General features: G+C 30.4%; 23 protein-coding genes. 2 read left to right on the top strand and 21 right to left on the bottom strand.

Annotated features, from left to right (window positions below; genetic code table 11):
- Positions 1-9: 9 nt before the first annotated feature.
- Positions 10-858: a sigma-70 family RNA polymerase sigma factor gene (locus BUB33_RS15675; RefSeq protein WP_084725123.1), complete on the top strand. Its 849-nt coding sequence runs from the start codon at positions 10-12 to the stop codon at positions 856-858.
- A gap of 136 nt (positions 859-994) precedes the next feature.
- Here the strand turns inward: BUB33_RS15675 and BUB33_RS03480 are convergent, their stop codons facing one another.
- The 3 genes from BUB33_RS03480 to BUB33_RS03470 all read right to left on the bottom strand — a co-directional run bounded on the left by BUB33_RS03480 (position 995) and on the right by BUB33_RS03470 (position 3,288).
- Positions 995-1,738 (bottom strand): biosynthetic peptidoglycan transglycosylase, encoded by a 744-nt coding sequence (locus BUB33_RS03480; RefSeq protein WP_084725121.1) that lies wholly within the window; start codon positions 1,736-1,738, stop codon positions 995-997.
- Between the two features lie 183 nt (positions 1,739-1,921).
- Positions 1,922-2,809 carry an SPL family radical SAM protein gene (locus BUB33_RS03475; protein WP_072973176.1) on the bottom strand — a complete coding sequence of 296 codons (888 nt, stop codon included), beginning with the start codon at positions 2,807-2,809 and terminating at the stop codon, positions 1,922-1,924.
- 257 nt (positions 2,810-3,066) lie between these two features.
- The gene (locus BUB33_RS03470) at positions 3,067-3,288 is read right to left on the bottom strand and encodes a hypothetical protein (RefSeq protein ID WP_072973174.1); all 222 of its coding nucleotides are present in this window, start codon (positions 3,286-3,288) and stop codon (positions 3,067-3,069) included.
- Positions 3,289-3,517: 229 nt separating this feature from the next.
- Between BUB33_RS03470 and BUB33_RS03465 the strand changes: the two genes are divergently transcribed.
- Positions 3,518-4,186: a hypothetical protein gene (locus BUB33_RS03465; RefSeq protein ID WP_072973171.1), complete on the top strand. Its 669-nt coding sequence runs from the start codon at positions 3,518-3,520 to the stop codon at positions 4,184-4,186.
- A 435-nt stretch (positions 4,187-4,621) separates the two neighbouring features.
- On the opposite strand, the gene BUB33_RS03460 is transcribed toward BUB33_RS03465, so the two are convergent.
- The 18 genes from BUB33_RS03460 to BUB33_RS03375 all read right to left on the bottom strand — a co-directional run bounded on the left by BUB33_RS03460 (position 4,622) and on the right by BUB33_RS03375 (position 24,753).
- Positions 4,622-5,629 carry a proline racemase gene (locus BUB33_RS03460; RefSeq protein ID WP_072973169.1) on the bottom strand — a complete coding sequence of 336 codons (1,008 nt, stop codon included), beginning with the start codon at positions 5,627-5,629 and terminating at the stop codon, positions 4,622-4,624.
- 12 nt (positions 5,630-5,641) lie between these two features.
- The gene (locus BUB33_RS16975) at positions 5,642-5,893 is read right to left on the bottom strand and encodes a proline reductase (protein ID WP_072973167.1); all 252 of its coding nucleotides are present in this window, start codon (positions 5,891-5,893) and stop codon (positions 5,642-5,644) included.
- A gap of 21 nt (positions 5,894-5,914) precedes the next feature.
- Complete coding sequence (locus BUB33_RS16970; RefSeq protein WP_072973164.1) at positions 5,915-6,367, bottom strand: glycine/sarcosine/betaine reductase selenoprotein B family protein; 453 nt, start codon at positions 6,365-6,367, stop codon at positions 5,915-5,917.
- A 2-nt stretch (positions 6,368-6,369) separates the two neighbouring features.
- Positions 6,370-6,618, bottom strand: coding sequence for a CBO2463/CBO2479 domain-containing protein (locus BUB33_RS03445; protein ID WP_072973162.1), 249 nt, complete (start codon positions 6,616-6,618; stop codon positions 6,370-6,372).
- Positions 6,619-6,633: 15 nt separating this feature from the next.
- A complete protein-coding gene (gene prdA / locus BUB33_RS03440) occupies positions 6,634-8,697 on the bottom strand; it encodes a D-proline reductase (dithiol) proprotein PrdA (RefSeq protein WP_072973159.1) in 2,064 nt (687 codons plus the stop codon).
- Between the two features lie 17 nt (positions 8,698-8,714).
- A complete protein-coding gene (prdC, locus tag BUB33_RS03435) occupies positions 8,715-10,019 on the bottom strand; it encodes a proline reductase-associated electron transfer protein PrdC (protein WP_072973157.1) in 1,305 nt (434 codons plus the stop codon).
- Positions 10,020-10,480: 461 nt separating this feature from the next.
- Entirely contained in the window at positions 10,481-12,262 is a 1,782-nt protein-coding gene (gene prdR / locus BUB33_RS03430) for a sigma-54 dependent transcriptional regulator PrdR (protein WP_084725117.1), read from the bottom strand.
- A gap of 135 nt (positions 12,263-12,397) precedes the next feature.
- Positions 12,398-13,246, bottom strand: a complete 849-nt coding sequence (locus tag BUB33_RS03425; RefSeq protein WP_072973155.1) for an undecaprenyl-diphosphate phosphatase — start codon at positions 13,244-13,246, stop codon at positions 12,398-12,400.
- Between the two features lie 291 nt (positions 13,247-13,537).
- Entirely contained in the window at positions 13,538-14,083 is a 546-nt protein-coding gene (locus BUB33_RS03420) for a glutathione peroxidase (protein ID WP_072973153.1), read from the bottom strand.
- Positions 14,084-14,117: 34 nt separating this feature from the next.
- Positions 14,118-14,549, bottom strand: a complete 432-nt coding sequence (locus tag BUB33_RS03415; RefSeq protein ID WP_072973151.1) for a MarR family winged helix-turn-helix transcriptional regulator — start codon at positions 14,547-14,549, stop codon at positions 14,118-14,120.
- A gap of 247 nt (positions 14,550-14,796) precedes the next feature.
- Positions 14,797-16,053, bottom strand: a complete 1,257-nt coding sequence (locus tag BUB33_RS03410; RefSeq protein WP_072973150.1) for a dicarboxylate/amino acid:cation symporter — start codon at positions 16,051-16,053, stop codon at positions 14,797-14,799.
- Between the two features lie 95 nt (positions 16,054-16,148).
- Positions 16,149-17,036: a 4-hydroxy-tetrahydrodipicolinate synthase gene (dapA, locus tag BUB33_RS03405; protein WP_072973149.1), complete on the bottom strand. Its 888-nt coding sequence runs from the start codon at positions 17,034-17,036 to the stop codon at positions 16,149-16,151.
- A 57-nt stretch (positions 17,037-17,093) separates the two neighbouring features.
- Positions 17,094-18,266, bottom strand: a complete 1,173-nt coding sequence (locus tag BUB33_RS03400) for a pyridoxal phosphate-dependent aminotransferase (RefSeq protein WP_072973148.1) — start codon at positions 18,264-18,266, stop codon at positions 17,094-17,096.
- A 417-nt stretch (positions 18,267-18,683) separates the two neighbouring features.
- A complete protein-coding gene (locus tag BUB33_RS03395; protein ID WP_143154881.1) occupies positions 18,684-20,465 on the bottom strand; it encodes a sigma-54 interaction domain-containing protein in 1,782 nt (593 codons plus the stop codon).
- 382 nt (positions 20,466-20,847) lie between these two features.
- The gene (locus BUB33_RS03390) at positions 20,848-21,549 is read right to left on the bottom strand and encodes a FadR/GntR family transcriptional regulator (protein WP_072973147.1); all 702 of its coding nucleotides are present in this window, start codon (positions 21,547-21,549) and stop codon (positions 20,848-20,850) included.
- 129 nt (positions 21,550-21,678) lie between these two features.
- Entirely contained in the window at positions 21,679-22,647 is a 969-nt protein-coding gene (locus BUB33_RS03385; protein ID WP_072973678.1) for an L-lactate dehydrogenase, read from the bottom strand.
- Positions 22,648-22,828: 181 nt separating this feature from the next.
- On the bottom strand, positions 22,829-24,043 hold the full coding sequence (locus tag BUB33_RS03380) for an ABC transporter permease (RefSeq protein WP_072973146.1): 1,215 nt from the start codon (positions 24,041-24,043) through the stop codon (positions 22,829-22,831).
- Positions 24,040-24,753, bottom strand: a complete 714-nt coding sequence (locus tag BUB33_RS03375; protein WP_072973145.1) for an ABC transporter ATP-binding protein — start codon at positions 24,751-24,753, stop codon at positions 24,040-24,042. The genes BUB33_RS03380 and BUB33_RS03375 overlap by 4 nt, the downstream gene beginning before the upstream one ends.
- Between the last annotated feature and the right edge of the window lies 1 nt (position 24,754).

Genomic DNA, 24,754 nt, shown 5'->3' with positions numbered 1-24,754 from the left:
ATAATAAAAATGAGCTCATATTTTATTTACAAGGAGGAGATTTCACTGAAAGATTTAGTTCTTAAAGCAATGAAGGGAGATGATGAAAGTTTCGGTTTCCTTATAAATAGCAAAAAAGAAGATTTATATAGAATTGCATATAGTTATGTACATCATGAGGAAGATGCACTTGATATAGTTGGTGATTCAGTATATAAAGCTTATATATCAATAGATAAGTTAAAGCATCCCGAATATTTTAATACATGGCTTGTCCGTATAGTTATTAATTGTTCAATAAATTTCATAAATAAATCTAAAAGAATCTTATATTTAGATAATCAGACTATAGATAGATTTAATGACGAACAAAGTAATACTTTAGAAAATATTGATCTAAAGGAAGCTTTACAAAAATTAGAACCTATATATAAAACTGTAATAATACTCAGATATTCCCAAGACTTAAAATTAAAAGAAATAGCCGAAATTTTAGAACTTCCTTTAAGTACAGTAAAAACACGGCTTTATAAAGCAATTGGAATATTTACTCTAAGCATAAATATTTCTCCATCATTTGCAAATACTCTCCAAGAAGTTCCTGTTTTAGGCACACTGGTTAAAATACTTCAATTTAATAATGGAAGCTCTCAAGGTGGAGAAATAACAGACGGAGTGGATATAAACTTTATTTCTTTAAGGGAAGGACAGGATTTCGACACTATCAATGTAAACTTTAAGGGATTTGAAGAAGAAACTCAAGAAATAGGAACTGGTTCTCATGAAAAAGGAGAAGAATTTGAAAGCACTTTTAAAGATAGTATAAAGTTATATTCTGAAGAAAGAACTTTGAATGATATACCAGAAAATATAAGGTAATAAAAAAGCTTTATTTATATTAACCTTTTAAAATATAAACAAGAAGGACTTTAAAATCATAATAAAGTCCTTCTTGTTTACAAACTATTTATTAAATTATATTTAATAGAAACAAATAATTATTATTTATAAATTCTTATGATTGAACTAATTTCATCTTCTTTGGATTATAGTTATTTGGATTTTTTAAAGTTTTAACTAATGCCTTAGCTTGCTCTAATGTTAATTTATCTGCTTCTATTCCATAATAATATTTAGCAGCATCTTTTATTCCATAACAACCTTCTCCAAAATATATTACATTACAATACAATTCCAATATCTCATCTTTAGTAAGTTTTCTTTCCAAATCTCTGGCAACAAATACTTCTGCAACTTTTCTCTCATATTTTTTATCAAAAGAAAAATATGAATTTTTAGCAAGTTGCTGAGTTATTGTACTACCTCCTTGCACAATTTTACCTGCTTTTATATTGTTATACATAGCTCTTGCTATTGCTATAAAATCAAAACCTGAATGTTTGTAAAATCTATGGTCTTCAGATTTTAATACTAAATTTAAAAATTCATCTGATATATTATTTAATGATATAAAATTACTTTGTCCTCTAATTTCTTCAATAGTATAATCTAAGCTTTTTTTATTTATTGCTTCCTTATACATTTCATATCCATTTAAAACAATAGGTGTTATCATAGACATGGCTAAGATGCTTATACTAAGAAATATTGCTAATATTGTTTTTATAGCATTATTTTTATTCAATCTTTTCTTATCTTCACCTATAGAATAAAAAGCTTCCTTTCCTGTTATACCACCAACAGTAATTAAATTATAGGCTATTACAATATAAAATAAATTATTTATAAAATTTTTCATTTTATCTCATCCTTTTTTATTTATAATTTAATTATACCGAAAGTATATAACAATAACCATCGTTTTACCTTACAATTATCATACAGTTTTGTAAGATAAGAAAAAATCAGCCTAAAATTAGGCTGAAATATATTTAGCACATGGTTTTTCAATACCAATAAAGTTTATATTATTGTAAATATTTTATTTTAAGAAGGAAAGTTGACTATTAATATATGGCTTTCTATATCCAGCAATAATATCCTCCATTTTATAGAATATGCCAAACCCTTCACATTCTTTTTTAAATAATTTCCATAATACCTTTGCTCTTGGAGAATAACAACTATAATTATTGCCAAAGCAATTTATATATTTCTCTTTTATACCTTTAAATTCTTCATCAAGTTTTTTATAATACCAATCCCTTTGATTTTGTCTCAATGTTACTCCAAATGCAGGATATATGAATTTTGCACCACTTTCATAGGCTAATTCCACTATTCCCTTTATATTTTCTTCATTATCTTCTAAAAATGGTAATACTGGCATAAGTAATATACCTACAAATATACCTTCTTTAGTAAGTTCTTTAATTGCTTCAAATCTTTTGGATGACACTGCTACATTAGGTTCAATCTTCTTACATAGTTCATCATCATAAGTTGTTATACTAATTTTAACTAATACAGGAGAATGTTTTTGTATTTCTTTTAAAATATCTAAATCCCTTGTAATTAAATTACTTTTCGTTGCAATTGAAACACCAAAACCATGACCATTAATTAGCTCTAAAGCACCTCTTGTTAGACAATGTTCTTTTTCCAAGGGATTATATGGATCACTCATTGCTCCTGTACCTATTACACCAGTCCTGCGTTTTGATTTAAGTTCACGTCTAATTAAAACTAATGCATTATCCTTTGCCCTAACCTCATGAAAATTATCTATTCCATAACATTCACTACGACTATCACAATAAATACAGCCATGACAACATCCTTTATATATATTCATATTATAATTGATATCAAACCAATTATTTTTAGCAGTATAACCTGAAATTATTGTTTTCGCTGGAATATACTTCATGACTATAATCCCTTTTCCTTCCATAAATATTGTTCATTTATATTTTAATACAATTTAAGCCCATGTAATTTATTCATTTATTATACTTAGTTCTTTCTTGGATAAATAAAAGTTCTAAAATTATTTTTATTATTAATTATAGACTTAGTATAGCCCTTATAACCTGACAGCAGTATGTCATATTTAAAATAAAAAACATCACATTATGAAGATGATGAATTACCAATGGTTAAATCCTGTTATAGAAGTAAAAACTATTATTTCAGATAAAAAGGTTTAGTTTTATGGGCATCTAAAGGATTTTCAAGAATATCATTCTGCATTTCAATAAGTTCATTTACTAATTTATCAATTTCTTTATCATCAGCATTGAATTCTATTAATTTAATTAGTCTTTCTATATTTCTTATTGTACTTTCAAGATACTGACTCTTATTTTTATAATTATCATATTGTATAGTATGAATATAAAGTATCAACCTGAAAAGTATTTGTCAACTATTTATCAATAGTAGTTCAAACCTAACTTGTATTGAAATGGCTTTGGCAATCTATAATTCATATCTAATCTTAACAATCAACATGCCCTAGTGTGTCATATGATTGTAATAATGGTGTAATCTCCTTGTAATTGTATTTATACTAAATTATGGTATTCTAATTATATTAACCATTAAACTATATAAAACCAGAATAGGAGTGATAGTTATGAATAAAATGACTATGAAAGAAGCTGGAAGATACGCTAATTTTCTCGATAGAACCATAGAAGAGTTAATATATCTATCAAATTACGGTATGGATTCTAAAATATATTCCATAACAGAAATTCATAAAAAATCTGCTTCTTATAAGGATGCTCTTGATGAAACTATAGAGGTGGAATTTGAAGATGATACAGAAATAGATATCCCCCAATTAACTCTACTATTAGAAGATTTGTTTTTTGAAAAAGCCATGTTAGCAGAAAGTATTTCGGAAGCTAAGAAAAGCTTAAAAATAAAAATTGATGAAACTAAAAATATGAACTTAGATTCAGCACTGGAATATGCCAAATTACTTAGAAGATTTTCAGAAACATATCTACGCCCCCTTGCAAATAGAAAGAATAAAAAAACAAAGGAAAAGAGAACAGGCTATGCCTTTAATATGGAAGGAAATCAAACTCCATATATTTATGAGGCAGAAGTAATTACTACAATAATATATAATACAATTCCTTTATCTGAAAAAATTAAGACAAACAATTATCTTGCAGACCGAATATCTGAAGGAATTGATATGGCAATGAGTCTTGAATCCGTTGAGTTTAGTCCAAAATTCAATTACCTTGATAGTTGTGAAGATATTATAAATCAATATAAGAAAGACTTTTAAGAGAACATTGACAGATGGTCTTTCTTAAAAATAGAACTTTTCCATCAGTTATAAAAATATAAAATAACTTGGCGTGATAGTAGAGAGCTTCATTGATATTGAAAGATGATTAGTCCATGGCATAGATTGAAAGAATATTATATATTAAATCTTTCTTATATAATATCTTTATATCTAAAATCCTATGATGGATAATGATTCTGATATTAAAAGATTACAATATGCAATCACTACTCATAAATCGGCAATTCACCAATTCCATAATTCATGAGTTCATCCTTCAAGAAACAGCAAACAATTCAGTTGACAATATAACGTATTTTAACTCGCAAGGCTTCAAATTTATTTAATTACTTTATATTGCTTCGACCAATTGTTTAGTAAATTGATATGGAGCTTTCTACTATCACACCAAGTTAAATAATTATTATAATTTTATTTCAAAAGAAAACCATATCCTACTGGGTCTTCTTCGTCTATTACTAAATGATTAAATCCTGTTATATAAGCAGAACCAGTTATTTCAGGTACTATAGCTTTAAACTCACCAACTGTAGTTTCCTCTAGAATTCTACCTTTAAATTTAGTTTTGATTATACTTTCATATACAAAAGGTTCATTAATACCTAGTTCTCCCTTAGCATATAATGTTGCCATCTTTGCACTTGTACCAGTGCCACATGGTGACCTATCAGCTTGACCGGAGCCAAAAATAACTACATTTTGATAATCTGCATCGTCACTCTTAGCCTTGCCATAGACCTCTACTAAGTCAACTGTCTTTATATGTGTTTGTGTTGGATGTTTAACTTCAATTTCCTTGTTTATAATATCCCTTAATTTCATGGCTCTTTCTATTATTATATTAGTGTTCTCAGGTCCAATATTAACCTTCAATTCACTATCTTTTACTATGGCAAAGAAACTTCCTCCAAAGGAGATATCAAATGTAACCCTTCCAACATCAGGCAATTCCACTTGAATATCCTTTTTGTATAAAAATGAGGGAACATTAACTACGGATACTTCCTTGGCTCTTCCATCTTCAACCTTTACTTTAGCTTTAACTAATCCAGCAGGAGCTTCTAGTACTATTTCTGTAATTGGCTCAGTAACTTTTACCATTCCAGTTTCTACTGCAATGGTGGCAGCACCAATGGTTCCGTGTCCACACATATTTAGATATCCCCCGCCGTCCATAAATATTATACCTAAATCTGCTTCTGGTAAAGTAGGTGTAGTAATTATAGAGCCAAACATATCATTATGTCCCCTTGGTTCATGCATTACAGCTGTTCTTATATAATCTAAATGCTTTTCCAAATATTCCTTTTTCTCTGGCATAGTCCTTCCAGATATGGCTGGTAATCCACCAATTATAGTTCTATTAGGTTCTCCCATTGTATGGGAATCAATAGCGTGTAAACTGTTAGAAAATTTCATTATTTACCTCCTTTAAACCTTTGCCACATATTCATATGGAAGTGGAACTATTTTACCAGCTGTATCAATTTCTACTAACTTTAATAAAGCGTCCTTACAAATATTATACTGCATTTCTATATTATGAGGTGCTCCTGCATTGGCACCCATAGGTACTAAAGGAGCCACTGCTCTAGGAGTACCACTTTGTCTTACTACTGGTGGAAGGGCAGCTATTATTATTGTTGGTATGCCTGCTTCCTCAATTGCTCTCTGCACAATCACGGCAGAGCGGTGGCAAGTACCTCAGCCTGCAGTCATTAGTACAGCATCTACTCCTTCTTCTTTCAATATTCTTGCAATCTCAGGCCCTGTTTCATTTTTAAACTTCTCCTGATTTCCTCCTCCACCCATAAACCCAATATGTACAGGTGCTATGGATTTTATAAAACCATCCTTTGCAAGTTCGTGTAATCTATCTATTGGAAACATACAATTGATATCCTTATTAACATCTCCGTTATCATAACCACCATGGGATACCATCAATTCACTTGAAGGAGTTGTATCCCTAACCTCTCTAAATGTAAAATCTCCTGCAAGATTAAATCTCTTATCCTTTTTCTCGTGAACACCAGCTGCTGTAACTAATGCAACAGTCATATCTTTTAATTCTTTAGTTACAGGAGTCCATACTGGCGGTGGTGTAATTGGTACATATATTTCAGACTGTAACCCTCTTACTACTGTCATGGTCATTACTATACCTCCTTATTACTTTTTTTATCTAAATTACTGACATATTTATCATTAGGCACTGGACTTATTACTTCTATATAACTCATATTAAGACCAACTTCTTGCCCTATTTCCAATGGGTAGTCCGTAATTAACATTCTCATTGGAATTTTTAAAAATCCCATTCTCCCTTTAAAATCTATACCTACAGCACCATCAGATATTTCAACTATTATACCTTCTAAATATCTTACTTCATCAATATATTTCATATCTACACCTAAATTCTAACTATATTTTTCCTTTCTCTTTTGACTCATAGGAAGTGATGTTTCATTATCTTGCCTCTTTATTTCCTTCTTAAGAGTTTTTTCTATTAGCTGTAAATTATTTTCCTTTATTTCTGGATTCCAACTTCTCTCCGGTGCCAATACTTCTTCTCCAGCCATTGCAGCTTTTAGCATAGCCAATATTCTAAGACCATCATCCTGTGTTAAAGTATTACATCCAAGTATTTCATTTTCAATTCCTGCTTCTGTTTTATTCAAATCTACCATGTGAGTCATATATTGATTTCCAACTACTAATGCTCCTTGTACTGCACAGAAAGATGCACCTACTACTGATATTCCTCTCATACCTATTTGCTCTATATGACTGGCAAAGTCAATATGGTTGTTTCCAAATCCTTCAGTGGTTACTACTGCACCATCTACATCCATAGCTTCAACAGTCATCCCCACTCTTTGAGATACATAGAATTTTTCAGAATTAATTTGAGGACTACCAACCAATATAACTCCACATAAATCTATATCTTCATCTCGGAGTGCTTCTATTATAAGAGGTTCTCTCCAGTAATGTCTTGAACATTCCTTACTTGCAGGTCCTATACAGGTAAGTGCATGTATAGCTCCATCCAATATTTCTAATGGAGAACAAACTACTGGAACATTTCCAAGGTCAACATTTGGCTTTGCTCCCAATACTCCAACTGGTTCCATTGGAAGTATCAAATTATCATGCATAGCTCCTTGCCCCATGATTTCTTTAACTATTACAACTTTCTTTTTCCCAGGTCTTCTTAGATGTACAAATTCTTCTTCTGAAACTACTAAAGACTCATCTAGTTTCTTTAAAGCTTCTCTAATTTCTTGTGTAATAAAATCTGTAGCCTTATGAGCTGCAAGGGGACCTGGTCTTTCCATATTGGTATGTTCTTTAATTGTTACCTGAGTCTTTATAAATATTTCTCCTTTTTCAGGAGCACCAGGTCTTCCCCACATTATATTTTCTTCAAGAATACCTTCTGATGAACCAAATTCACCAATTTGAACTCCATTCTCATCGGTTCCAGTTACCATCATAATTACACCATCAAGTACCCTAGTTATTCCAGTTCCTAATTTACTTCCTTCTTCCTTTGCAGCAATAGGTTGAACATCCATTATGGTTTCTGAATACATATTATATTTATCAGGAGTAATAATCTCAACTTTTATTTTCCTAACTAGTTCATCTACCTTTAGTGCATCTTCATCAATATTCTCTCTAATATAAAGAGTAGTTCCTTCAATTTTTGTTTCTAATCCAAACTTAACTTCATCTATTTGAAAATGCTTTTTAATAAGCTTTCTAACTTCCTTAGGAGGAACTTCCCTTACTATTTCCTCGGCAATTTCTTTTTTCCCAGTCTGTTCTACCACTGGTAATGATGGAAAATATTTTCCTAAGGGAACTTCAATATCTATTCCTTTGCCTTCGGCAATTTTTATTTTTAGCACTCCACCAGCCACTTCATTTGTAATTGGTGATACTAAAGTTTCTTCTACATCAAATCCTTCCAACATATTTGGGATAACAGGTGTTAAAGCTGGTACATCTTGTTTCAATTTTGCTCCAATAACTTCACCTCTTGTTAATACACTTTCATCAAGTTTAATAAGAAGTGAATCCTCAAGTTTTTCAAAATTCATTGGAGCTTCTAAATCAGCCACTCCTATTATGTCTCCAGTTTTCATATTATTTTTGAAAACTGCCTTTTTATCTGGTTCAGTTAATTCATGATTATTTATATCTGCACCTAATAATTCCATTTCTTTTAATCCTTCAACTATATCAGAAGTAATAGGTGTTAATGAGTCAATGGTCTTTAAAATCTTAGCTCCAATAACTTGTCCTATTCTAACAACATTTTCTGGGATTGAAAGCAGTCCTGAATCTATAAGATCAGGAAATATATTTGGGTCTTCTAGGTTATCTGCCGATATTATAGTTCCCGCTTCTGTTCTACAGCAAACTACAGCAAATTCATTTTTTAATTTTTGTGCTTCTTCAATGCTTATTGACATACTCACGCCTCCTTAATTTATTTTTTCTCCTCCATGGGAAGTCTTCTTGTTAATTCATGACCAACTGTTCTAAATATATGATCTGTATGATGATATACTGGTACTCCCATATTAGGAGCACAACACATTACCGTATTTGTACAATCACTACAATTTGATATTAAAATCCTCTTGGCACCATTTTTCTTAAGATGCATTACTCCCTGAACTTGTCCTGGGCAATCTCCCGGGGTTAAGCATTTATTTACTCCTCTAACTTCTACAGCATTTTTACATTTTGTTACTGCAACCACTTCTGACTTCATTTTTTCAGCTATATCTCTAAGTCTAACTTCATCTGCACCACATGCACATACAAGAAGTCCAATTGGTCCTTTATATTCTGGCAATGGAATAGTTACTATGGCACCACCAGATATTTTTGTAACTACAGAATTATGAATATCTCCAGCTTTTCCTGTATATGGTCCTCCTATTACTACCTCACCATAATCTCCATCAATTCCTCCACATTTATCAATAAGTATACTTATGGGAGTTCCTATAGGTACTTGAAAAAAAACATTTGCCTCTTTACCACTTTTTAACTTTCCACCTACTGTAATATCTTTATCAATTACAGGTTTTAAATCCTCAACTGCTCTTGTAAGGTTTGCTAAGGTTTCTCCGTTCATAACTACAGATTTAGCCTCAATAGGCAGCTGTTCTGGAGTAAGCCATGTACCAAATATCTCATGGATAATTGCCCTTTCCTCACCCATAGGATAAATATCTTTAAGCTCTTTTACTTCAATATCCTTTGCATTACCAATTACTTTCCTTAAGGAAGAAATAGCAGCTTGATTTTTTGCCTTTATTGCTATATATCCCTTTGGAGCCTTTGTAGCTTCCATAGCATATCGTAATCCTTTTATGACTATTTCAGGATTTTCTTCTAAGAGTTTTATATTATGGTTTAAAATAGGTTCACATTCTACACAATTGGCAATTACAACTCCATCTGGAATTTCTGATTTTAGCTTTATATAAGCTGGAAATCCAGCTCCACCGGCTCCTACTATACCTGCTTCATAGGCAGTTTCTGATATGGATTTACATTTTTTTATCTTTACATAATCTTCTTTGTTTATAATCTCCCCTTCAATTTCCATGAATTCATCTGTTATATTTATAACTTTACCAGTTACGCTAGAATGTATTTTAGCTCCAAGACCATTTGGCTCTGCAATACATTGTCCTCTTAATACTTTATCTCCTATTTTTATAACTTCCACACAAGGAGCACCTACATGTTGCTTTAGTGGAATTCGATATAATGCCATTCCTTCCCCTCCCAACAATAAATGTTGATAATTATCTATTTGTCATTCACTAATATTTATTATGCAACTATTATGCCATCATCTTATGATTTCAATATTTTTATTGCATAAAACTTATTTATTATAAATCACAATGTCCTAAGCCTGATTTATACAATGTTCTAAATAAAAATAAAGGTTATTCAATCTACAATTTATTTTCTTATTTATTACATATTTTTCTTTAAAAGTAAAAACAAGTCTAAATCATGTCAGATATCTGACATAATTTAGACTTGTGAAATTCTTATATACTATAGATAAATTTTATACGAACTTAGTGATTGACAAATTTTATACATATTAATACTAATATTATCATTTTTTATTGCCATAGAATAGTAGCAAAATCTAGTGTCAGTTTTTTGTATCCAAATGTCAGTTAATTGACATTCTATTACTAATTTATCTACTTTAGTATATTAAGTTAAATTATATAAATCCAGTTTATAATATAAGGTGGATCTTTTTATATTCAACAATTCTGCTGCTTGAGCCTTGTTACCTTTTACTGTGGCTAAGGCATCTATGATTATATTTTTCTCAAAGTTTTCTACTGCCTTCTTTAAATCAAATGAATTATCTATGTCTAAGGCTATAAAAGGGGATATATTCATACTACTTATAATCTCTGCAGGTATATCCTTACTCTCAATTATATGATCCTTTGATAGAATTACCAATCTTTCAATCGTATTTTTCAACTCTCTTATATTGCCCTTCCAATGATAATCAGATAATATTTTCATAGCTTCAGGAGATATCTGAATATCCTTCTTATTATTTTTCTCTGAAAATTCTGCAATAAAATCATTTATAAGTTCAGGTATATCTTCCTTTCTCTCTCGAAGGGGAGGTATCTTTATGGATACTACATTTAGTCTATAATAAAGGTCTTCTCTAAACTTACCTTCTTCCATAAGTTGGTATAAGTCTTTATTTGTTGCAGCAATTATTCTTGCATCTACCTTAATAGGTTTTCCACTTCCCACACGATAAACTATACCGTCTTGCAATACTCTAAGGAGCTTTGCCTGCATAAGTAAAGGCATATCACCAATTTCATCTAAAAATAAAGTTCCACCATTGGCTAATTCAAACTTTCCTGCTCTGCCTTTTTTATATGCACCTGTAAAGGCACCTTCCACATATCCAAATAATTCGGATTCCAAAAGATTTGAGGGTATAGCACTACAATTTACTGGGATAAAATCTCCTTTTCTATCACTTTCTTGATGTATTGCCCTTGAAAATACTTCCTTCCCAGTGCCGCTTTCTCCCGTTATAAGTACACTGGCATCTGTTCTAGCTACTTGTTTAGCTATAGTCATAGCATCTATTAATGCCTTAGATTTACCGATAATCTTACCAAAGAAATATTTATCCTGGGTTATTTCTTTCATTTGTTGCTTTAAAATTTCTACCTTTGTCTTTTCTCTATCTAATTCCATATATAAATTTGTAATTTCATTAAGATCCCTATCAGTAGATACTGCTCCTATTAGTTCCCCTTTATATATAAGGGGTATAGCAGATATTATGACATCGGATTCATCCTTAGGTCTATGCTTTAAATTTTCAAAGGTTCTCCTTTCCTTTAAAGCTCTAAGGAGTAAGGCATTGGGAAAGAATTTTTCTATATGAGAGCCTACTATTTCCTTTGTCTTTATACCATATAGTTTTTCGGAACTGGCATTCCAAAATGTAACTATACCAGATGTATTTATAACACAGACTGCTTCATGAAGATTGCCTAATATAAGCCTCAATTGAAGCTCTATTTCATCTTTTCTTAAATCTTGATGTCTAAATAACTCTAAAGGTGTAAGCATACCAACTAACTTTTTATCTCTTAAAATCAATAATCTTTCAGTACCAGTTTCTTTCATAAGAATCTTTGCTGTTCTTATATTTTCTTCTATACTAATAGTTACTACATTACTATTTATCCAATTCCCAATTTTATCATCTAAATTTACTCTATCCCTAACTAATCTACCTATATCTGAAATTGTTATAACTCCCAATATATTATTATAATTATTCTTATAATCATAACTTTTTACTATAACTACTTCATATTTTGAATTCATAAGCATTTCTCTTAAAGTGATCTCAATGGATGTTGACTCTTCAATAAATATAATTTCTTCATTCATAATATCAACAATACTTTGGAAGTCTGCAATGTAATGCTCAGTCACTTTATCACCTACTTGATATTTTCTTATATTATATTTAGTATATTATCATAATTTAAGGTTCTTTGTGTAATTTTCCATAAATGTATGGGGATAAAGTAATCAATTACCTCATCCCCATAATTAAACAAATATATCTTAGTGAAATATTCCTGCAAATCCTGCTATTAATACTACCACTGCAAAGACCATTCTATAGACTGCAAATATTCTCATAGGTTTTTTCTTTAAATATGAGATAAACTTATTGATCACAAACAGTGCTACTATAAAAGATACTACAAATCCTACTATTAAAGAAATAAGTTCTGGAATTGTAAGAATAGCTATTCCTCCAATCTTTAATATCTTTAAAAAACTCATTCCTACCATAACAGGAATAGCTAAAAAGAATGAAAACTCTGTAGACTGAATAGTGGAAAGTCCTGCCACCCATCCACCTATGATAGTTGAAGCTGAACGAGACATTCCTGGAATAATGGCTAGACATTGAAATAAACCGATTGTAATAGCTTGTTTTGCTGTAACATTTAATCCTTTTCCTTTGCCCCTTTTATTTCTAAATTTCTTCTCAGCATATATCATCCATATACCACCAAAAAATAGAGTTATAGCTATAGTTACAGGATTAAATAAATATTTATCTGCCAAATCATCTAACAATATTCCAAAAACTCCTCCAGGAATACATGCTATAAATATCATAAACCAAAATCTAAAACCAGACTTTTCATATCCCACCTTCTGGGGGAAAAAGTTTATAAGGGTTTCTTTTATCTTATTCCAATAAAGAATAACTACTGCTAATATTGCTCCCAATTGTATAACATATGTATACATCTCAACATAACTTAAATTTGTTCCTTTAAAACCTATTAAATTTTGAAATATAACTAAATGTCCCGTAGAAGAAACTGGTAAAAATTCAGTCAGCCCTTCCACAATACCTAATATTATTGATTTTATTATTAAAATTATTGTTTCCAAGAATCAATCCCCCTATATTATTAAAACTTTTAGATTATATCCACTGTCACCCCTGTATAGTATATTTATAAACATATGGATATTATACACCATATACTAAATAATCTTCAAGGTAATCATTTTTAAATATATATTAAATCACAATATCTTATAAAATATTTTTTGCTATATTATATTTTAAACCTTATGATAAGAATTTGAAAGGACTTTAAAACCTGTAATTTAAAGTCCTTTTAAATTTAACTTTATTAAATTGTATCTAAATTTAATAATTATTTATAGAAGTTTTCACTATAATATTTCCTGTAAATATGGTTCAATATCCATAGGGTCTACGGAAGATTCAAATCTATTTATGATATTTCCATTTTTGTCAACTAAAAACTTTGTAAAATTCCATCTTATTTCGTTTCCCATTGAAAAATGAGGAAATTTTTCTTTTAGTATATTATCTATAATCTTATTGGTAGAATTCCCCATATCTAGTCCTTTAAATGGAGCATTTTCCTTTAGATATTTAAATAATGGATGAGCAAGCTTGCCATTTACATCAATCTTATCAAACATTGGAAAACTTACCCCATAATTAAGACTGCAGAAAGACTTGATTTCTTCAGCCCCTCCAGGCTCTTGTTCCATAAATTGATTGCATGGAAATCCTAAAATTTCAAATCCTTTTTCATGATATTCATCATAAAGTCTTTGTAAATCCTTATACTGAGGTGTAAAGCCGCATTTACTTGCAGTGTTGACTATTAGCATAACCTTTCCCTTATAATCTTCTAGGGATACTTCCTCACCATCTATATTCTTTACTAAAAAATCATAAATCTTCATAATATTTTATTCCTCCTTTTAAAGTTTAACTATCCTAATTATATTCACTTAATAACTCATCTAATAACCTTTTTAATAATATAAGATTTTCTTCTTTCCCTTTAAATTTACAGTATATTCTTTCTGGAACTTCAATTACTTTATCTTTAAGCAGTTTTCCTTTTTCCGTTAATTCTATAGTTACAACTCTGTCATCTTCCTTATTTCTGTATTTAATAATCAGCCCCATTTCCTCTAGTCTTTTTATTACAGGTGTAAGTGTTCCTGAATCCAAATGCAATTTTTTGCCTAAATCTTTAAATATAATTTTTTCTTCTTCCCATACTACCAACATGGTTATATATTGAGTATATGTTAGATTATACTTATCAAGTATTGGTTTATATAATTTAATAACTTCTCTTGATAAAGCATATAGTGGAAAGCATATTTGATTATCTAATTTTATTTTTTCGTATTTACTCATTTTTCTCCTTTCACAAAATGATTTATGTAAATTAAATTTAGCTCAATTGATTATATTTAAATATTACATTATCTTATTTAATTTGTCAACTTATATTTATTTAAACAATAATTATTTTCTCTTTCTACTATAATAATCTTAACCACAAAAATCCTTCTATAAAAATAGAAGGATTTTTTTATTAATAGATAAAATACATTCAAGACCATTTTCTTAAAAAAGCCTAATTACTTTGTATATTACATATTTATTTACTTACACCAATAGTAGTTTTTGCTGTACTGTCATTATATACTGAGTAATCTATCATATTCTCACCACGTGCTATACAAATTGTACTAACAACATCACCTGTTACATTGATTGTTGTTGTTCCCATATCAATAAGACGGAAGATGCCCGCTATCATTCCAACAACATCCAAAGGTAAACCCATTGTTGAAAGCAACATAGTAGACATTACTATGGCTCCACCTGGAATTCCTGGTGCTCCTACGGATACTAAGGTTGCCATTAGCACAGTCATTGCCTGCTGTGTAAAGGATAACTCTATTCCGTAAATCTGTGAAACAAATATAACACTTGCTGCATAAAAGCAAACACCACCATTCATATTCATTGTAGCCCCCAGTGGTAATGTAAAGCTGCTTAACTCCTCAGCTACACCAAACTTATTCTTAGCCACATTAAGTGTAATAGGAAGACTCCCAGAGCTACTTGTAGTACTTGAAGTAACTAACCAAAGTTCTGGAATCTTTCTAAAAAACTGTCTAAGGGATACCTTACCAATTAATTTTAGCATGACTGCATACATAAGGATAACAGAAATTAAAGCTAAATAAACTGTTCCAATAAATATTGCAAGGGGTCCAAATATTTTCATTCCATATGCTCCAACGGAACATGCTATTAGGGCAGCTACACCATAGGGTGATGTTTCCATAACCATTCCCGTAATTGTATACATAATTTCAGCTCCAGATTCAAAAAAGTTACGAACTCTTACTCCTCTATCACCCATTATAATGATGGCAATGCCTACAAACAATGAAAATACAATGATTTGCATTAAATTTCCTGTTGTAAATGCTGTAAAAATATTATCTGGAATCATTTGAAGTATTGTCTCTCCAACTGATGGTGTAGCTGCAGCCTCATATACTGTTTCAGTAGCTACTATTTCTTCCACTGATAATCCTTTACCTGGGTTTATTACATTTGCAATGGTCAATGATATTCCCCCAGCTAAAGTTGTGGTGAAAAGATAATATAAAAGAGTCTTTGATCCAATTCTCTTAAGTTTTTGCATATCACCAATGCTACAGACACCTGCAGTTATAGAAAATAAAATCAATGGTACAACAATCATCTTTATTAATCTTAGAAACATATCTCCAACTGGCTTAAGAACTAGTACTTTTTCCTTGAATATAATACCTAGGATAATACCAAGTCCAAACCCAATAAATACCTTTGCACTTAAACCAAGTTTCTTCTTTTTCATAACTCTTCCTCCTAGTACATTAGGTTTTCATTAACCTCAGTAGACACCTGCCTACTGAGGTTATGAATTTTTATCTATACAATATTAAATCCTTCTTATTGATTTAAAACTCCGTATTTTATTAAAAGTTCTTTTATTATTTTTTGATTTTCTTCTGGAAGTGGAACTAAAGGTCTTCTAGGATGACCACCTTTATATCCAAGTAAATCTAAGGCATATTTTAATGCAGGTATACCAAATCTTCCCGTAACAGCAAAATTAATTTCTATTAATTTTAACTGTAGTTCTCTAGCTTCATCTAATTTTCCTTCTTTAAATAGCGATACCAGTTTACAACATTCTTCTGGCATAATATTAGCAAGAGCCAATGTAGCCCCCCTTGCACCTACTGCTAAAGCAGGTAATAAATACCCTGCATTTCCTGCAAATACTGCAAAATCTTCATCTGTATCTCTTACAATTTCAGAAATCTGAACTATATTACCAGAAGTATCCTTTATTCCTACTATATTTGAATGTTTTGATAATTTAGCAATTAATCCTGATGAAAGATTTATACCTGTATTGCCTGGCATATTATAAATCATTACTGGTATAGAAATTGCGTCTGCTACATCAGTATAATATTTATATAATATATCTTCTTTCATTCTACCTTTAAAGTAATTTGGAGGCAGTAGCAGTACTGCATCAGCTCCTCTGTCAGCCATCTCTTTTGAAAGTTCTATAGTTTCTCTTGTTGACTCACAAGCTGTACCTACAATAATCTTCTTTTGTGGATTAAAATTCTTCTTAACAAAACTTACTAATTCTAGTTTCTCTTCTTTACTAAGATAAACAAATTCACCATTTGAACCTAATACTACTATACCATCTAAATCTGTTTGTCCCCATTTTTCCAAATTATGTTTCATATAATCATAATTAATCTTTTCATCAGCATCAAAAGGTGTAACTATAGGTGTATATATTCCTTTAAACATTTTATCCACTCCATTCAAATTATTTTAATTTATATTTTTAAACCAAACTTATTTATACTAAATAGATAGTTTATTACAAGCATCCTTGATATTTGCCATTGCCTTTTCCAAATTATCTAAAGATGTTGCATATGAAATTCTAACTTCATGGGTTGCCCTACTTCCAAAAGCTGTTCCTGGAACAACTGCGACTCCTGCTGTTTCTAAGAGATATTTGGCAAAGCTTTCTCCATCCATTCCTGTATCTTTAACATCTACAAACAGATAAAAAGCTCCTTCTGGCTTAATACAAGAAAGCCCTTTTATACTATTTATTTCATTAAGTACATAATCTCTCCTTATTTTAAATTCTTCAACCATATCCTTGAGAGGTTTTTGAGTTCCTTTAAGTGCAGCAACTCCTCCCCACTGTACCATTGAACTTGCACTTGTTACCATATATGAATGTATTTTTGCCATAGGTGCAATTAATTCTGCTGGTGCAGCAATGTATCCCAACCTCCAACCTGTCATTGCATAAGCCTTTGCAAAACCATTTAACACTATTGTTCTTTCTCTCATACCTGGTAAGGCTGCAATACTATAATGTTTTTTATCATCATAAATAATCTTTTCATATATTTCATCTGATATTACTAATAAATCATGTTTCTTAGCAAATTCTGCTACTTCATTTATGGTTTCTTTACTTAGAACACTTCCAGTTGGATTACTTGGGTCAAGTATAATAATGATTTTTGTTTTGCTACTCACCCTTTTTTCTAAATCCTCTACATTGATTTGAAAATTATTATCAGATGTAATAGGATAATAAACTGCCTTTGCATCGTTAAGAGTTGTAACATGCCCATAATTTAGCCAAGATGGGTCGGGAATTAAAATCTCATCTCCTGGATTTAAAAAAGCACTTAAAGCTACATATACAGCTTCAGAAACTCCTACGGTACATATTATCTCTTCAGGAGTATAATTCAATTGATTATCTTCAAGAAGCTTATCAGCAATAGCCTGTCTTAACTCAACAATTCCCTTATTAGGAGTATAGTGAGTTGCTCCTTTTTTTGTAGCTTCATACATAGCCTCTACAATATGTGTAGGGGTATCAAAATCTGGCTCTCCAATTCCTAAACTAATTACTTCTTTTCCTTGTGATTTTAAAACATTTACTTGATCAAATATTTTTCTAATAGGTGAGAAAGGAATATTCTCTACTTTATTTGCTTGTTTCATAGTTAAAATCTCCTTGTCTTTAAGTAATTTTTAGTTCTTTGAATTTCAAAAGATTTTAATAAATACACCTCCTTTAAAAGCTAAATAAAAAAGTTGAAATTCAAAGTTTAATTGAAATCTACTTATATTTATTTTTATTTTAAGATTACTCAAGGTTTTATTACCTATTATTTTCTTTAGCACTATATTAGTGCAAAACTCATGCCAATAAAATTGTCCAATATTCCCCTAATAAATGCCGCTTTTAGGGATATATATATTCTAAAATTCCAATTTTGAGAATTTTTAAGTCTTTTCCATTCCCAAAGTTGGAAAATTTCCTATTTCGGGAATTGAATTTATTCTCTCTATTACAAAATAAATAGAAAAAAGCCTTTTGAATTATCTCGTATTGAGAAATTCAAAAGGCTTTTCATTTTAAAAATCCATATTATATTCTTTAATCTTCCTATATAATGTTGACTTACCTATATTTAGTGCCTTAGCTGCCTGAAGTTTTCCTGCTGTAGTATAACCATATTTATCTAATGCCTTTTTAATCTCTTTCCTTTCAAGCTCATTAATAGGAATGACTTCTATTTCTTCATTTATTTCCAAAGGAATAACTATATCATCATTATTATCATTAAAATGAATTTTAGTCTTTACATCATCTATATATATTTTTTCATCCTCACAGATGCAGCATAAATATTCAATAGTATTCTGCAGCTCCCTTATATTTCCCTTCCATTCATAATTCATAAGCAAAACCATTGCATCAGGTTCTATCTTTTTCTTTCTTACTCCAAATTTATCACAATACATTTGAAGAAAATAATTTATTAATAAGGGAATATCCTTAGGTCTTTCTCTTAAAGGAGGAATTTCTATATGAAAAACATTTAAACGATAGTATAAATCCTCACGAAACTCCTTAGTTTCCACCATTTTTACTAAATTCTTGTTAGTAGCAGCTATAACCCTTACATTAATTGGAATAGGATTAATACCTCCAACTCTCTCTATTGTTCTATCTTGCAATACCCTTAAAATCTTAGCCTGTAAATGTAGAGGCATATCTCCTATTTCATCAAGGAAAATAGTACCACCATTTGCCAGTTCAAATTTCCCTGGTTTCCCTGTCTGTTTAGCCCCTGTAAAAGCTCCCTCTTCATATCCAAACAATTCTGACTCAAGAAGGGATTCAGGTATAGCTGCACAATTAATAGCTATAAATGGACTGTTGGCAGGCTTATTGTGATTGTGAATAGATCTGGCAAATAACTCTTTACCTGTTCCACTTTCACCTAAAATCAATACATTCGAATCAAAAACAGCTGCCTTTTTTCCCATTTCAATGATATCAGTAAACTCCTCACTCTCACCAATCATATCATGAAATGTAAAAATCTGATGAACATTCATTTTATTGTAAATTAAAGTATTAATCTTTGTATCTTCCATCAATACAATAACTAAACCCTTAAATACATTATCAATAATTATTGGACTCGTTAAACTTAAAAATATTTTCTTACTATTTTTAAGTTTAATCTCCATAAATTGAGTATTATCCTCATTGTTTTTAATTTGTTCCATTTCTATATTAGGAAAAAGCTCTTTCACATTTTTTCCTAATAGTTTATTCTTAGATAATTTAAGCAACTTATTTATAGCATCGCTACAATTAATAATGAATCCTCTTTCATCTGTCATTAATACGCCATCGCTCATTGAAGAAAATATAACATTAAATTGACTATTATTTAATTCTAATTGTTTTACATACTCATTTTCTTTAAACTTGGATATAAGTAAATCTCCTATATTTTTAAGAAATTTTTGCAATGATTTCTGTTTTTTTAATAAAACGTTAAAATGTTTTTCATTTACACAGAGTATACTAATAGCTCCATATATTTTCTTTCCATCTTTTATTGGAATATTTATATGACCTTTTTCATCACAATTATGATGCTCTTGGCATTTATTACATATTTCATTATCCCTAGCACTATCAATCATATAACTCTTTCCAGTTTTGATAACACTTGCAGAAACAAAATACTCTGGTATCTTTTTACCAACTTCTTTTTTATATTTGCCAGTACCTGCTACTCTTATATAATTATCATCTATAATCGTTACTTCTACATCTAATGAGTTACCAATTGCTTCTGCACACTGCTGAACAAATACGTTTAACTCTTTACTCAAAATTCTCACCCCAAATTTCAAAATGGTCTTCACCTCTATATTTAAAGTAATATAAATATTATATTATGGAGGTAAAAGTCCTTCTATGAACGTCAATTAATCTTTAATAACATAGATTTATTTATATCTAGTAATAAAGTAAAATTTTATGAGAAAACCTTTGATGTCATTTTTCACTTTAATTTTTTTGAATTTTCATTTTATTAATTATGCCAATATCCATTCTCTTATACTATACTTAGTATATTATCATAATTTAAAGCTCTTTGTATAATTTCACCGTAAATTTATGAATATGGGCAAATATTTTCTTAGATCTTTTCTTGAAATATATATTAAATATTAGTAAAATGGCACCTTTACTTATTAATAAAGATGCCATTTATATTATAGATTTTTTCATTTCATTGTTAACAAAATCAAGATGATTTGACATAGCCCTTTCAGCAATTTTGGGGTTATGTGACTCTAGGGATTCATATATATCCAAATGCTGTTTTTTTATTATTTCTTTATGTTCCTCCTTTATCATTATGTTTTTTCTTATATCTTTTATTGATGCCTCAATAAGGGATGAAACTGCATTTAATATACTTTGCAAAAGAAAATTTTTACTTGCCTGTGCTATTTTATAGTGAAATATTATATCTAGTTTTGCTAATTCTTCTTCCGAATCTAAGTCTTCAGCAGTATCTAAAATTTTCCTTATATCTTCCAACTCATCTGCTGTAATCCTCTCAGCGGCTAATACTACAGTTCCTTTTTCTATTACATTTCTAAGTTCCAATATTTCCTTTGCATTACTTTCCTTTATTAAAAAAATTGTAGAAAATGGTTCGAATAATATATCCTCAAAATTACTTTTAATAAAATTTCCTTCTCCTTGTCTAGATTCAATTAATCCCATCATTTCTAATTCCCTTAGTGCTTCTCTTACAGAAGACCTGCTTACTTCTAAGGTTTCAGCCATTTGCCTCTCTGATGGCAGCCTATCACCTTTATTTAAATTTCCCTTTGAAAGCATATCCTTAATTTGTTCAACTACCTTCTCAGAAACAGTTGTATTTTTAATTGGAGTAAACATAATATTTCTTCCTTTCTCAATTTAATTCCTCCCTATATTCTACCTAATAAATTATTCTATTTCAAGGAATAACTAGAGTCCTAAATAATAAAAAGTCATCTTTATTTATTAAATAAAGATGACTTTTTATTATATTGCTATTCCATCTTCTGATAATGATGATTTTAATACTCCTTCTAAAACATTTGCAGATTTCTTTAACCTTAGAACTTCATCATCAGCTAAATTTATCTTTAATACCTTATCAATACCATTTCTTCCAATGATTGCTGGTACTCCAAGATAAATATCATTTATCCCGTAATAATCCTCAATCAACACTGATACTGGTAATATACATTTTTCATCACCTAATATAGCCTCTACTATACGTTTTATAGATAATCCTATGGCATAAAATGTAGCACCTTTTCTATTTATAACTTCATAGGCTGCATTTTTAACATTTTCATGTACTTCATATCTAAAATCTTCATCATATTTGCAATTTGCTTCTTTAGCATATTCATCAATTTTGATACCTTGTATATTTGTCAGACTCCAAACTGGGAATTCTGTATCGCCGTGTTCTCCCATAATATAAGTTTGAACATCTCTTGCATCTACATTTAACCTTTTACTTATTTCATACTTTAATCTTGATGTATCTAAAACAGTACCAGAACCTATAACTCGTTCCTTTGGAAATCCTGATAACTCATAAGCTACATAGCTCAGTATATCTACTGGATTTGAAACTACCAAGAGTATTGAGTTTGGACTATATTTTACAACTTCAGGAATTATTGATTCAAGTATTTTTATATTTTTATTTACAAGATCAATCCTAGTCTCTCCAGTTTTTTGTGCTGCCCCTGCTGTTATAATTACTATATCAGAATCCTTAGTATCTTTATACTCTCCTGATTTAATATTTACAGGTTTTATAAATCCAGCACCATGACTTAAATCTAAGACTTCTCCTTCTGTTTTTGACTTGTTAACATCTACTATAACTAATTCTGAAGCTAATCCTTCCATAACTATTGCATAGGCAGCTGTTGCTCCTACTGCACCTGCACCTATAATTGATATTTTAGTACTTCTATTTTTCTCCATTTTATAAGTTCCCTCCATATCATAAATCCCTTTATTGGTTTGTTGGTTTAATGGTCTTACCACTAATTATATAATACCACCATAATATATAATTGTCTAGGATAGTTATATAATTATCAAAAAAATAATATCACCACTACATATATTGTTTGTAATGGTGATATTTATTAGTTTAATAATACTATTCATATCTTAAGGCATCAATAGGATCCAATTTTGATGCTTTATTAGCAGGATAAATACCAAAGAAAATGCCTACTCCAGCTGAGAATAACCAAGCAATAGCAATGGTCTTTATAGATACACTAGGTGGTATCTTAATAAAACTTGAAACAATAAAGGCTAAACCTACTCCGATAATCGTTCCAATTATTCCACCAATTCCTGATACAATAACAGATTCTACTAAGAATTGTAATAGGATATCTTTTCTCCTTGCACCTATAGCTTTTCTTGTTCCTATCTCTCTTGTTCTTTCTGTAACTGAAACAAACATAATATTCATAACCCCTATTCCTCCTACTAAAAGAGAAATAGCTGCAATAGCACCGATAACTACTGTTATAATTCCAGTAATTTTATTTATAGACTGTAATTCTCCCTCTGCCGTTTGAATTATATACTTATTTTCCCCTTCATTTCCATGTCTTCTTTCTATTAAACTAATCATCTTATTTGTAACAGCCTTTGTATCTATACCTTTTCTAATACTCAGCTGGGCATCCCAAAACCTATCTCCTCCACCCGTCATTTGTTCTAAGTTTGTATAGGGTAAAAATATACTCCCATGGCCTTTTTCTCCCATTCCTTGAAGACTGCTTCTTGGTTTTTCATAGACTCCTATTATAACCAATGAAATCTGGCTTTCTCCAAGCTCTATATCAATACTCTCTCCTAAGATATCAGTCCTTCCAAATGCATCTAATGCCATACCTTTATCTATTATGGCTACGGATCTTTTTCCCTTTACATCTGCATCTGTCAGATATCTACCTTTTATTATATCTACATTTTCTATTTTAATATAATTTTCATCTGCACCAGTAAGCTTTATATCAAATTTTTTACTTTTAGTTCTAACCTTCCCTCGCTCATTAACACCAGGTACAATAGCTTCTAAATCATCTGGAAAAGTATCCCTAAGTACATCTATATCATCATGGGTTAGTAAATCTTTCGTTAAATGATTTTCACTCCAATTCATAGAAAGATATGCACGACCTGCACCGAATTGTTCAAATTCCTTATCTATTAATTTTTGGCCTCCTTCTCCCAATGCCACTACTGTAATAACTGATGATATACCTATAATAATTCCCAACATAGTAAGGAGGGAACGCATCTTATTTGCAAGAATAGCACTTAAGGATACTTGTATGCTCTCAAATATGTTCATATTCTCTCCTCCTGTTTGTTAAGAATAATTTGTCCTTCAACAGGTCTATCCTCTATGATTTGTCCATCTCTACACACAATCATTCTTTTGGTATGTTGTGCTATATCTGGTTCGTGAGTAACCATTATAATAGTTACTCCCTCCGCATTAAGTTCTTGGAATATGGCCATAACCTCATTTCCAGATTTTGTGTCCAAATTTCCTGTAGGCTCGTCTGCAAAAATTACAGAAGGGTCGTTTACTAAGGATCTAGCAATAGCAACTCTTTGCCTTTGTCCACCTGATAGTTCATTAGGATTATGCCCCATCCTTTCCTTCAAGCCAACTCTCTCCAATGCCTTTATGGCTCTTTCCTTTCTCTCTCTAGGAGGAATTCCAGCATAAATCATAGGAAGTTCCACATTTTTCAAAGCATTTACACGAGGGATCAAGTTAAAGGATTGGAAAATAAAGCCTATTTTTCTATTACGAATCATGGCAAGTTGATTGTCATTCATCTTCTGAACACTCTCACCATCTAATTCATAAATACCTTCTGTCGGCTTGTCCAAGCACCCTAATATATTCATCAATGTAGATTTCCCTGAACCAGAAGGTCCCATAATAGATACAAATTCTCCTTCCTCCACCTTTAGATTAATATTCTTTAAAGCTTCTACAGATATACTTCCATTTGTATATATCTTTTTTAAATTTTCTATTTTAATCATA

Origin of the sequence: Tissierella praeacuta DSM 18095, assembly GCF_900128955.1 — a bacterium.
GTDB lineage: Bacteria > Bacillota > Clostridia > Tissierellales > Tissierellaceae > Tissierella > Tissierella praeacuta.
This window is presented reverse-complemented; position numbering and strand designations above follow the sequence as displayed.